Here is an 11,494-nt window from a genome sequence, read left to right on the forward strand (position 1 = left end):
CTGTTTCAGACGCGCGGTTCCGGCGCCATCAGCCCAGAAAGGAGCTGACAGCGTGCCCCTCACTACCAGCGCGTTCAACCTTCCCGAGCACCTCGCGCCCAAAGCAGATCCAGCCCTGATCGCCGCCGACGAGCAGCACTTCGCAGTCATCGCTGAAAGCCTTGAGCAGACCATTTCCGAGCTGTCCGATCAGCTCGATGCCATACGGAAAGCCCCCAGTCGCTTCGGCCAGGAGGCAGTGGAGAAGGACGTCGAAACCCGTCGGCTGACCGGCCGGCTGCGTGCGCTCCGTCGCTTCGGGCTGGACCTTTGTCTGGGGCGCGTCGTCCCGGCCGGCGACACTGAACCGCTCTACATCGGGCGACTCGGCCTCACGGACAGCGACGGCCGCCGGCTACTAATTGATTGGCGCTCCCCCGCCGCCGAACCGTTCTTCGGAGCCACCCACGCCAACCCCATGGGCCTGGCAGCCCGCCGTCGTTATCGCTGGACCCGGGGCCGGATCACCGACTACTGGGACGAAGCCTTCACCACGGACCCGGCCACCGCAGGCCACGCCTCCGCAGATCCGTTCGGCGGCACGGCTGCCCTTGAAGACCTTTCAGCGTTCATCGCCAGTCTGGGCAGCAGCCGTTCGGCCCGGATGCGGGACGTGCTCGGAACTATCCAGGCGGACCAGGACGCCATCATCCGCGCATCGTCCCGGGGTGCTTTAGTGGTCGACGGCGGTCCCGGTACAGGTAAGACTGTGGTCGCCTTGCACCGCGCCGCGTATCTGCTCTACTCGGACCCTCGCCTCGGTCATCGCCGGGGCGGCGTCCTGTTTGTTGGCCCGCACCGGCCATTTCTGGCGTACGTAGCGGATGTCCTTCCCAGCCTGGGCGAAGAGGGTGTGCAGACCTGCACGCTGCGGGACCTCGTGCCGGAGGGAGCCGACGCTGCAGTCGAGTCCGACCCCGAGGTTGCCCGGCTCAAGTCTTCGGCGAACCTGGTGAAGGCGATCGAGCCGGCCGTCAGGTTCTACGAGTCACCGCCGAAGGAGGGCATGGAAGTCGAGACACCCTGGGCCGACGTCTGGTTCAGCGCAGACGACTGGGCCGAGGCCTTCGACGTGCCAACACCAGGCACTCCCCACAATGAGGCGCGCGAGGAGGTCTGGGAGGAACTGCTCACCATTTTGGTGGACAAGTTCGATACAGACGAGGTTCCGGAGGACTTGCTTCGTCGATCCTTCGCGCAGAATCTGGACCTCGTGGAAGCGTTCAGTCGGGCCTGGCCGCTGCTTCATTACCCGGATCTCGTGGCCGACCTTTGGCGGGTGCCAGCGTACCTGCGTCTATGCGCTCCCTGGCTGAGTCCTGATGAAGTGGGGAAGCTTCAGCGGGCCAATCCGAACGCTTGGACTGTGTCGGATTTGCCCCTCCTGGACGCTGCCCGGCAACGGCTGGGCGATCCTGAGGCGTCCAAGCGAAGGCGTCGCCAGAAAGCCGAAGCCGCTGCCGAGCGTGAGCTCATGGATCGCGTGGTGGAAGACCTCGTGGCTGCGGACGATTCCGAAATGCTGGTCATGTCCATGCTGCGCGGCGAGGACATGCAGGAGAAGCTCATGGATGAGTCAGTGTTGATCGCGGACCCGGACCAGCTCGCCGGCCCGTTCGCCCATGTGGTGGTGGACGAGGCGCAGGAACTGACCGACGCCCAGTGGCAGATGCTCCTGCAACGCTGCCCATCCCGGAGTTTCACCATCGTCGGCGACCGCGCGCAGGCCAGGCACGGATTCACCGAGTCGTGGCAGGAACGGCTGGAGCGCATTGGTCTGAGCAACGTGAACCTGACGCATCTCAGCATCAACTACCGCACGCCCGAGGAAGTCATGGCCGAGGCCGAACCCGTCATCAAGGCCGCCCTCCCCGACGCCAACGTGCCCACGTCCATCCGAAGCGGCGGCCTCCCGGTCATCCACGGGCCCGCCGCAGACTTGGACTCGATCCTCACCACATGGCTTGATGCGCACGCCGAAGGAATCGCTTGCGTCATCAGCAAGAACGACGGCGGACGCGCCTCGCTCCCAGCGTCGCCGCGCCTCCGTTCGCTGGCGCCGGAGCTAGCGAAGGGCCTCGAATTCGACCTCGTCGTCCTGATTGATCCGGAGGAATTCGGGACGGGCATCGAAGGAGCCGTAGACCGCTATGTCGCGATGACCAGGGCCACCCAGCAGCTGGTCATCCTAACCACTACCGAGACCACTGCCAAGACCACTGCCGAGCCAGCCGGCGGCGACCGCTGAGACCCTTCAGCACCCCAGCGGGCGTCTTGCCAATCGCCCAAGGGACTGCCGCCGTCGTCGACTGTTTATTGAGCTGCCTCGGCAGCCGTTTTCAGGTCGGCCGCGAACTGTTCGAAGCTCGCGTCGAAGGACGGGATCTTGTTCGCAAACAATGGAAAGATCGGCCCGCCGATGCGTTCATTCATCTCGAAGAGAGTCTGCCCGCCGTTGGTTTCCGTGAGGGTGTAGACGCGGCTGCCCATCGCGTCGCCCCAGACGAGTCGGCTGGAGGGTTCGAATTCCTTGACCTTGAGTTTGAACGTGCGGCTGGGATCCATCGTGGACACCAGCTGGACGGTGGATCCTGGTTTGATTTCACCCTTCAAGGACACGATGGTGGAGTTCCATCGGGGGTAATCGGCCGCGGTGGTCAAGACGCGCCAAACTGTGGCGGCGTCGGCGTCGATTGTCGTAGCCACCTTGGTGGTGCGGCTGAACGTCGTGCTGACGGTGGTGGCGGTTCCATCTGGACTGGTAGTCATCGCATTCCGCTTTCTAAGAATCAGCAGGTGCCCGCTGCCATCAAGCGGCGGGCGCATGCTGGGACCGGTCCTTCGAATGCTACATTCCGGGGATCTCCTGCGCCTCGTGAACCTCGATTTCGCAGCCACCGGGCATGTTCAGGTGCGGGTGGACTTTGGCGAGCTCAACGGCGGCGTCGAGGTTGTCGGCTTCAAGGATGCTGTAGCCGGCCACTTCACGCTGGCTGGGCGCCGTGCTGCCATCGGAGGCCACGCGGACTCCGTTGGCCAGCGGCGTGCCGAAGTCGACCAGGCGATCGCCCACCTTGGCACCCCACGCGTTCCACTCCCCCATCACAGCTGCCATGTCATCCGGCGACGGCGGGGCGGCCTCTGCGGGGGTCATGGGTGCGTGGTAGATGAAAACGTACTTGGACATGATGGTCCTTCTTTCCTGCTGTTTGTTGGGTTCTCAGGGTGGCTTTTAGAGGGTGACAGTGCGGCCGGTGAAGGCTACGAGCCGTTCCAGGCTGCCGGCTGTCTCCGCCGTCGGCTGCTCGGGCGCAAAGCCGCCGCCGGAGCGGACCTGCTCGGAGATGGTCTGCCGGGCAAGTTCCGTCACGTAGTCGCTGACGACGTCGGACACCGCCACGTGCTGTCCCGTCGCCTTTGCGAAGTCCCAGGCATGGACGAGCAGTTCTAGGTTCAGGATCCCGGCGACCGTGGTTACCGGCAATTCGGCGAAGCCCATATCGACAGTGCCTTTCAGTCCGCGCCTGCTGAAGGCTTCCAGCGCGGGCTGGGCCAACTCAGCGATCCGCACCTCTGGCGACGCGTCCTTACGGTCCACAGGTGCTGCTCCGAGCGCGCGTCCGATGCCCTTCAACGATCCGGCCAAGTGGTCCAGCAATTCGCTGACGTTGAACTCCTCGCACGGCGTAGGCTTCGCCGTGTCCTCGGGGGTGAGGTTGCGCAGCACACCAAGGAGGATCGCCAAGGAAGCCTCAGCCGAGCTCATCTGGTTGATGGGGTCGGGCGCCCATGCCCAGTCGTCGCGGCCAGCGCCGTCCTTCGATGAAGCCTCGGCCAGCAGACGATCCAGGTAGTGGTTCCAGCCCATCGCGTGCGATGTTTCCTGCTCCTCGGTGAGCCCTTCATGCAACAGCCGGAGGGACGTTCCGTCGGCGTCCGGTTCCAACGTGATGCTGATGGTGGAGGCGCCTGGGGGAAGATCATCCTGCCCCTCCCAACCCCAGGTGAAGACGACGCGCTTGCCCGGTTCGATTTCCTGGAAGGTTCCTGCCGCGTTATGGCCGGGAGTTACGGTCCAGCGGAAATCCCCACCGATCCGGAGGTCCACCCGGGCTGCGACCGTTTGCCAGCGCCGCAGTCGCTCGGGCTGGGTGATGAGGGCGAAGGCCTCGTCGGCTGTGACCGGCAGGTGGATGGTTTTGTCGAAACTCATGTGCGTCCTCGCCTTTGGAAGTTATTAGTGGTCTGGGTGTTGTTGTTGCTGATTGCCCCGCCGTTGGGCAAGAGCGGCAGCATCGGATGCAAGGAGGTCCAGTTCGTTGGTCCAGAACTGGGAAACAAGTTCCCGGAGCCGGCCCATCCCCTGGGGATCGAGCCTGTAGTACCTGTTTCTCCCTTCCTTGCGGGCCATCACCAAGCCCGCTTTCTCCAACAACAACAGGTGCTGTGAAACCGCGGATCGGCTGACCTCGAAGTGCGCCGCCAAATCGCTGACCGCCTGTTCGCTGCCGGCCAGGAGATGAAGCAGCCGACGCCGATTGGGCTCAGCGGCTATCTCCAGGGCATCCAACACGAATAATACGTTAGTGGTGACTAACGCATTAAGCAAGAGGTGTGGCTGGTGCCTTCCTTTTAGTGCCTTCCTTTTGACAACTCCGCCTTGCGGGAGCTGCGATGTCGCGGGCCTGCCCCACGCCGTCGTCGTTGCAACAAGGCTGTGAGTGGCAACACCAGGCGGGAAGCCACCACGGCGGCGAGCGTCACCAGAGTCACAAGAATGGCAATGGTTACCAGCACCAGCCACAATTCGGGTGCGGGCGAGCCACTAAGAATTTCCGGGGTATTTTCGAGTCCAAGCATCTACTTCTCCTGCAATCTGGGGCGTAACTATTGCAGTGGTGAGTACGAGTTAATGCTGGAACATGTCGCGGAAGGCCCGATTCTTTGCGTCGGTTGTTTTATCGCGTGTCCGCAGTGGGCTTCCGCCACATCACGGCGAGCACCAACACCAGGACGTTCAGGCCCAGCATCACCAGCACCATCAATCCCCAGTTGGCTTGGTTCACGCCCGAGCCATACAGAACGCCAATCAGCACGGTCGCAGTGATAGCACCGAGATACCGGCATGTCTGGAAGATTCCGGCAGCTACTCCGCGTTCCTCCGGTCGTGCTGAAACATAGAGCCCTTGGTTCGAGGCCGTGCTCACCAACCCATACGGAATGCCCATCATCGCGGTCAGCACGAACACCAAAGGCGCCCACAGAGACAAGGTGAGCGCGCCCAGACCGGCTGCCGCAACAGTCAGAATAAGGACACCGGCGATCAGGACGGAACGCACGCCGAACCGCTCCATCAGCCGCACGGTCAATGGCGTCACCACAACCGACAACGCCGCAAGGGGCAGCATGAGCAGGCCTACTACACCGGCGTCGTAATGACCTGCCTCCTGCAGCAATTGCGGCAGTCCGAAGAAGGCAAAGTAGTAGACGCCGCTGAAGACGATGAACAACAAATACACCAGCAGCAGCGGCCGGTTCCTGCCCAGCAGGCGGAGGTCCAGGAAGGGCGGCCGGAAGCGCAGCTCGCGCCAGGCGAAAAGCCCGCCCATCACTGTCGCAGCACCCAGAAGCCACCAGCGGTAGGCCGGCATCACGTTAAGCAGCGCCATCATCGCCAGCATCAGCGACGTGACGAATGCGAGGATGCCGGGGATGTCGGAGTCGCGGATCAGTGCTGAGAACTTGCCCGTTTCGCGGCCGGAGTCAGCTGGGGCAGCCTTGTGCACCACAATGAGCGCAAGCAGGGCGATCGGCACGTTGATAGCGAACAGCGCTTGCCAACCGACCAGGCTCACCAACAATCCGCCCACAACGGGGCCCACGGCAGCGGCCGACGTGTTTGCCATCTGGATCCTGCCGAGCGGCCGGGTCGACGGCAAGTTAGCGAGCTTGCTCAGTTCGGTGACCATCACGACAGCCGAGGGGTACGCCGTCGCAGTCCCGACAGCCATCAGAGCGCGGGCCACACACACCAAAGCGAAGCTGGGAAGGAAGGGCGCGATGGCACAGGTGACCGCAACCAAGGCCATGCCGAAGGTGAACAAGCGGCGGGGGCCGAAGCGGTCAGCGAGCCTGCCCATGAGTGGCTGGCCGGCGGCGGACGCCAGGTAGAAGGACGTGATCACCCAGGTGACGGTGGCGACGTCGAGCGCGAAATCCTCCCGCAGGACTACCAATGCAACCGCGATCATGGACGAGTTCAGCGGATTCAGCGCCGTCCCGAGGCTCAGCGCAGCAATCGCGAGGCCGGGCCGGGGTCTATTCGTCGTCACCCACCCAAGTCTGCTCCATGGTTGCTTCGGGTTACGAAACGCGTTCGCGGGGCGGACATTCGTCGCGGGGCGGACATTCGCCCTTACTCCTCGAAGTGAGTCGTGATCTTCCCCGAGGACACGGCGGCGATGATCGACCGGGCCAAATGCCGCAGCTTGATGTTCCGATTGCTGGAGGCAGTCCGCAGGATGGTGAACGCCTCTTCCTGGCTGCAGTGGTTCTGCGCCATGATCGCGCCCACCGCCAGGTCGATTACCGTGCGCGATTGCATCGCAGCGGCAAGATCGTTCCGCGCATCGCTTAGCTGGGCGATCTTTAGCGCGAGGCGTAGCGACTTGGAGGCGTGCGATGCGAACACCTCGGCGCGTTCCACGTCATCGTCACTGAATGCATGGGTTCGCTCGGAGTAAAGGTTCAGGGCAGCGCGCGTATCTCCCTCGACCAACAGCGGCACGCTCAGTATGGACCGAAGCCCCTGATGGGAGGCGGCCTGGACATATTCCGGCCAACGGTGTTCACGAAGAAGGTCCGGGACCAACACGGAGGTCAGCTTGTCCATGGCCGTAAGACAAGGGCCTTCGAAGGTGTTTTGGAGTTCGTCCATGACGCGGGCACGGTCATCGCTGCTGGCGGCCGTGGCTGACTTCTTGCGCCGAAGGACTGTGATGCCGCAATAAACAGGAGACTTGCGGTGTGAGAGGCTCTCTGCCGAGAAAGAAGCGAGATCGCCGAGAAAAGCCTCGACGTCTTCGCTACCCAGGACAAGATCCAGAAAATATCCATTCTGGAGAGCTTCCTGCTCGGGGCGGGGGTTTACCATGTGGCACGTTCCTACTGACTGAAAAGCGTCCCCAGCAGACAGCAAAGGAGCGAATATCGCCGCCCTCTGCAAAACGGTCTGAAGACACCATATCGTCCAACGATCAACGGTACAAAGTGCGGCACGACATGCATTTAGCAGCAGATCCATGAACCAAACCCGACCGACTTTGTCAATCCGGGCAGGCTGTCACATCGAACGGAAAGTAAGTAGGCTTACTTTATTATCCGAGTCCGGCCACCGGACGATTCGTGCAAAGGAGACATTCTGATGGGCGTTGAAGACAGCATCCGTAAAGCCGCCGAAAACGCGATGGAAGACCTGGCGGGCACCTCCGATCCCGTGGACGACCAACACGTGCCCGAACCCGGCGCGAAGGACGACGACATCCAGGTCCACTCCTCCATCAGCGAAGGTTCAAATGCGATGGACTCGGACACGCCTGAAGAGCAGGCGCAGGCAACCTCGGGTCGCTCGTTCGCCGTGGCTGGCGACGGCGAGGCCCACGAGGAATCCACAACCCGCACCGCCGGCGTAACCGACAGCGACATGAACCAGGACCGGGAAGGCGACCGCGACGTGCCCGCCGCAACCGACGACGTCCCCGGACCGGCAGGCCTGCCCGATGGAACCCCGGACGAACTCCGCGCAGACCCCTCAGAAGGTGACGAGGACCCGTCGACGAGCATGGGACGGGGCTGATTCCTGCAGAGAAAGCGTGCCCGTAGAACGCTAGGTTTTTACCTGCAGCCGGGAGAAGCGCGGAATCAGGGCGACGTCTCGATCCAGGGCCCGGATGGCAGCTGTGGCTGTTTCTATCGACACGCTCTCGCCTTGTTCCAAGCGAATGATCGTGTGGCGACTCGCCTGGATCATCTTGGCCAACTCACCCTGCGTCAGGTTCTGCTCCTTCCGTGCGCCCCTGATCGCTGAGCCTAAGGACTTGGCATCGAAGGCTCTAAACCAGACTGTTTCAGACGGTTGTTCCATGGATTGACACTAACCGTCTGGGAGCCAGCCTTTGTTGAAGAACATGAACATTCTGACAAGAACAGCAAAAGTTCAATTTCTGCGACACGGACCGGATCATGTGCTTAGTTCGAGCAAGATAGGGGAACGGTAAGACTCAGGGCACCAAGTCGGGTGGAGCGTAGGCTGTGGAAATGGTTCCTGACGATACGGACAGGCTACGCTTCCGTGAGATGACGCCGGCCGACCTTGAGGTTATGGCCGACATGCTCGGCGATCCTCAGGTCATGGCTTACTACCCGGCTCCAAAGTCACGGGAAGAAGCGGCAGGTTGGATCGCCTGGAACCTGGCCAACTACGTCCGCGATGGGTATGGGTTGTGGATTCTGGAAACGCACGACGGCGGTTTTGTGGGCGACTGTGGGTTGACCTGGCAAACAGTGAATGGACGCCGCGAGCTGGAAGTCGGTTACCACGTGCGATCGGACCTTCAGGGGCGAGGCTACGCCAAGGAAGCTGGTCAAGCCTGCATTGATTTTGCGCGAGACGTAACCCGGGTCGAACGTCTCGTGGCCATCATCCATCCCGATAACATCCCCTCCCGGCGAGTGGCCGAACACATCGGGATGACTCACTTGGAGGAGGACGTCGGCGGCTCAATCGTTCGGATAGTGATGGGGATTGAGCTGAACGCCGTGGCTTCCTGACCTAGTTTGGGCCGAGTTCCAGCGATCCGCGCGTCCGTGTCAGGGTCTTGTCGGGTGCCAAGCATTCCAGCGATTCGGGCTTCGAGAGCTGCAAGGGTCGCTTCCGGAAGGACGATCAGGCCATCGAGTTCCTTGCGTGCACGCTTGTACGCCGTCTGCCGCTCTGCCGGGGTGGCTGCAGAGTCTTCTGCAATGCGTAGCAGCTTTCTCGCCGTTGCCAGTCTTTGACGTTCGGGCCCCGTGAAGTTGCTGTCCTTGATGCGCCTGGCCTCGCGTTCGGCCACGTCGAAAGCGAGTTCGAAGCTATGGACAGCAGCACGGTACTCAGCCAGCCCGACCGGCGTCGTTATGTCCTGGGGAGCGGCCGGGCGCAAACCGTCCGCTTCCTTTTTGGCGCGCAGGAATGCGACAGTAAGGGGTTCGCGAACGTCAGTCATCAGCGGGTAATCGATGAGCTTCCCAACATCCAGCTCGTAGTCCAGCCATTTATGGTTGACGGCATCGTGCGTTGCCATCAACGAGACGACCTCGGCCTGGTTAGCCTGCTCGTGCACCGCAAGCTGGTTCTTCAGCTTGTACAACTCCACCTTGCGGCGATGGCGCTCCTCGCTCGCTTTGGACCACGACCTTGCCCATCCGCCGGCCATCCCGCCAATAGGGAAGATGAGCCACCAGAAGTTGCCAAGGAAGTCGAAGAAGTGTTCCACAAATTCATCCTCCCACTTCGAAGCCCACCTCGTCCGTGGGCTTAGCCTGAGTCAACCGTGCCCGAGCATGAGAGATTCTTGCCCTCAACCGGTTTATTGATAAGACAGTCTGGATCACTCGATAGGCTCCTTCTGACCAGCTTTTCCCTTTGGAAGGACACACATGCCAATCACGAATGACCACAACGACGTGGCATCCGGCACCGAATCTACTCAGCCTCTCAACGTTGTAGTTGCCGGTTCCACCAGCGCGGCGGGTCAAGCAGTGGTCGGCTCGCTAGTTGCCTTGGGAGCCCGCGTCGCCGCCGTAGATCTTGACGCTGCGCGTCTTGAAGCACTCGCGGCCTCCCACGACGGCGTGGTGCCCTACACCTGCAACCTTTCGGACCCGGAATCGGTCGAGGCCCTGGCAGGTTCCGTCAGGAGCGAGTTCGGATCCGTGGATGGGCTTATCCACCTTGTGGGTGGATGGCGTGGCGGTGAGGGAATCGTCGGCCAGAATGACGAGGACTGGGACGTCCTGCACACGAGCATCATGACGACGCTCCGGAACACCTCGCGTGCGTTCTACTCCGACTTGGAAGCATCGCCGCGTGGACGCCTGGCCATCGTCTCGGCTGTCGCTGCAGCCAAGCCCACAGCGTCCGGCGCCAGCTACGCCGCAATTAAGGCCGCTTCCGAAGCATGGGTTATAGGTGTCGCAGATGGCTTCGAGGCAGCCCAGTCCGGCCACAAGACTGAGCCCAAGGAACAGACCTCGGCCGCAGTGGTCTTCGTGGTCAAGGCTCTCCTGGACGACGCCATGAAGGCGGCTGCTCCGCACCGCAAGTTCCCGGGCTACACCCACGTCGATGAGCTTGGCGACTACGTCTCTGCTCTCTTCGCAGCCCCGGCTTCCCACCTCAACGGCGCCCGTCAGCACCTTAGCTAAGTCCCGCCGTCGTACCCTGTCGCTAGCATGTCCGTATGGACCAGCGACTGCATTTCATCACGTTTGCCACCGCGGATCTCGATCGGGCCCGTTCGTTCTATAAGGACGGGCTCGGTTGGGATCCGCTCATGGACGTGCCCGGTGAGATCATTTTCTTCCAGGTTGGACCGGGCTTGATGCTTGGCCTGTTCGATGCTGAAAAGTTCGACGAAGACCTCAACAGCGGCATTCCGACCAGCAGCACCGTTCCGACGAGCAGCGTCAGCGGCGTGACGCTTTCGCATAACGTCGATAGTGCGGCAGAGGTGTCCAGCACCATTGACAAACTGGCAGCTGCCGGCGCGACCGTGCTGAAGCCCGCCCAGGCCAGCGCTTTCGGGGGCATTTTCCACGGCCACGTCAAGGATCCGAACGGCATTGTCTGGGAGATCGCGCACAACCCGGGCTGGAGAATCGACGACGACGGCACGGTGGTTTTCGGATGAGCGTCTTCCCGCCGACCTTCGCTGAGGATGTCATCAATCACGACGCCCGGGCCCAGTTCGATGCATTCCTTGATGAGCATCGGCGTGCACTTTACGAGTCCTTGGACGGGCTAACGGAGGAGCAAGCGCGGCGCTCGTTGGTTCCTTCGCGAACAACGCTTTTAGGGTTGCTGAAGCACGCCACTGTTGTGGAAAAGGTGTGGTTCGATGAGGCCATCTCATGCCGGTCCCGGAGCGAAATCGGCATCCCGGCTACGCCTGACGAATCGTTCATCCTTGACGACACGGACACCATCGCAAGCATTCAGCAGGCCTATCGCGAAGCGTGCGAGGCCTCGCGGCTGGCTGCTTCGGATTTGGGGCTGGACGACCTCGTGCTCGGAAATCGACGTGGCCCGCTCCCCCTCCGCTGGGTGTATCTGCACATGCTGCGCGAGCTTGCACAGCACTGCGGTCATGCGGACATCCTCCGGGAGCAAGTCACTAGCAAATAGCCGATATTT

Annotated in this window: 15 protein-coding genes; 6 read left to right on the forward strand and 9 right to left on the reverse strand. The window is 62.0% G+C overall.

From position 1 onward, the window contains the following. The first annotated feature begins 52 nt into the window (after positions 1-52). Positions 53-2,287, forward strand: a complete 2,235-nt coding sequence (helR, locus tag AC1DCM_RS16965) for an RNA polymerase recycling motor ATPase HelR (protein ID WP_477519116.1) — start codon at positions 53-55, stop codon at positions 2,285-2,287. Positions 2,288-2,352: 65 nt separating this feature from the next. Here the strand turns inward: helR and AC1DCM_RS16970 are convergent, their stop codons facing one another. From AC1DCM_RS16970 to AC1DCM_RS17000, 7 genes are all read right to left on the reverse strand, one after another. Next, positions 2,353-2,808, reverse strand: a complete 456-nt coding sequence (locus AC1DCM_RS16970; protein ID WP_477519117.1) for an SRPBCC domain-containing protein — start codon at positions 2,806-2,808, stop codon at positions 2,353-2,355. A 79-nt stretch (positions 2,809-2,887) separates the two neighbouring features. Continuing rightward, entirely contained in the window at positions 2,888-3,226 is a 339-nt protein-coding gene (locus AC1DCM_RS16975; RefSeq protein ID WP_477519118.1) for a YciI family protein, read from the reverse strand. Positions 3,227-3,271: 45 nt separating this feature from the next. Further along, the gene (locus tag AC1DCM_RS16980) at positions 3,272-4,252 is read right to left on the reverse strand and encodes a TIGR03086 family metal-binding protein (protein ID WP_477519119.1); all 981 of its coding nucleotides are present in this window, start codon (positions 4,250-4,252) and stop codon (positions 3,272-3,274) included. Positions 4,253-4,276: 24 nt separating this feature from the next. Then, a complete protein-coding gene (locus tag AC1DCM_RS16985) occupies positions 4,277-4,612 on the reverse strand; it encodes an ArsR/SmtB family transcription factor (RefSeq protein ID WP_477519120.1) in 336 nt (111 codons plus the stop codon). A gap of 59 nt (positions 4,613-4,671) precedes the next feature. Further along, complete coding sequence (locus AC1DCM_RS16990) at positions 4,672-4,899, reverse strand: hypothetical protein (RefSeq protein ID WP_442002510.1); 228 nt, start codon at positions 4,897-4,899, stop codon at positions 4,672-4,674. 98 nt (positions 4,900-4,997) lie between these two features. Next, positions 4,998-6,371 (reverse strand): MFS transporter, encoded by a 1,374-nt coding sequence (locus tag AC1DCM_RS16995; RefSeq protein ID WP_477519121.1) that lies wholly within the window; start codon positions 6,369-6,371, stop codon positions 4,998-5,000. 83 nt (positions 6,372-6,454) lie between these two features. Beyond that, positions 6,455-7,192, reverse strand: a complete 738-nt coding sequence (locus tag AC1DCM_RS17000; RefSeq protein ID WP_477519122.1) for a GAF and ANTAR domain-containing protein — start codon at positions 7,190-7,192, stop codon at positions 6,455-6,457. Positions 7,193-7,462: 270 nt separating this feature from the next. Between AC1DCM_RS17000 and AC1DCM_RS17005 the strand changes: the two genes are divergently transcribed. Further along, positions 7,463-7,894 (forward strand): hypothetical protein, encoded by a 432-nt coding sequence (locus tag AC1DCM_RS17005; RefSeq protein WP_477519123.1) that lies wholly within the window; start codon positions 7,463-7,465, stop codon positions 7,892-7,894. A 30-nt stretch (positions 7,895-7,924) separates the two neighbouring features. Here AC1DCM_RS17005 and AC1DCM_RS17010 read toward each other — a convergent pair whose 3' ends face one another. Beyond that, positions 7,925-8,182 carry a helix-turn-helix transcriptional regulator gene (locus tag AC1DCM_RS17010; RefSeq protein ID WP_477519124.1) on the reverse strand — a complete coding sequence of 86 codons (258 nt, stop codon included), beginning with the start codon at positions 8,180-8,182 and terminating at the stop codon, positions 7,925-7,927. 173 nt (positions 8,183-8,355) lie between these two features. Between AC1DCM_RS17010 and AC1DCM_RS17015 the strand changes: the two genes are divergently transcribed. Continuing rightward, the gene (locus AC1DCM_RS17015) at positions 8,356-8,868 is read left to right on the forward strand and encodes a GNAT family N-acetyltransferase (protein ID WP_477519125.1); all 513 of its coding nucleotides are present in this window, start codon (positions 8,356-8,358) and stop codon (positions 8,866-8,868) included. Here AC1DCM_RS17015 and AC1DCM_RS17020 read toward each other — a convergent pair. Then, positions 8,793-9,575 (reverse strand): hypothetical protein, encoded by a 783-nt coding sequence (locus AC1DCM_RS17020; RefSeq protein ID WP_477519126.1) that lies wholly within the window; start codon positions 9,573-9,575, stop codon positions 8,793-8,795. The genes AC1DCM_RS17015 and AC1DCM_RS17020 overlap by 76 nt on opposite strands. 163 nt (positions 9,576-9,738) lie before the next feature. Between AC1DCM_RS17020 and AC1DCM_RS17025 the strand changes: the two genes are divergently transcribed. Genes AC1DCM_RS17025 through AC1DCM_RS17035 form a run of 3 tightly spaced genes read left to right on the forward strand, consistent with a single transcriptional unit; the run spans position 9,739 to position 11,485 of the window. Beyond that, complete coding sequence (locus tag AC1DCM_RS17025; RefSeq protein WP_477519127.1) at positions 9,739-10,506, forward strand: SDR family oxidoreductase; 768 nt, start codon at positions 9,739-9,741, stop codon at positions 10,504-10,506. A 35-nt stretch (positions 10,507-10,541) separates the two neighbouring features. Further along, positions 10,542-10,991 (forward strand): VOC family protein, encoded by a 450-nt coding sequence (locus AC1DCM_RS17030; RefSeq protein WP_477519128.1) that lies wholly within the window; start codon positions 10,542-10,544, stop codon positions 10,989-10,991. Next, positions 10,988-11,485, forward strand: a complete 498-nt coding sequence (locus tag AC1DCM_RS17035) for a DinB family protein (protein ID WP_477519129.1) — start codon at positions 10,988-10,990, stop codon at positions 11,483-11,485. The genes AC1DCM_RS17030 and AC1DCM_RS17035 overlap by 4 nt, the downstream gene beginning before the upstream one ends. The last annotated feature ends 9 nt before the right edge of the window (positions 11,486-11,494 follow it).

Source organism: Paenarthrobacter sp. 10N417 (assembly GCF_056394745.1).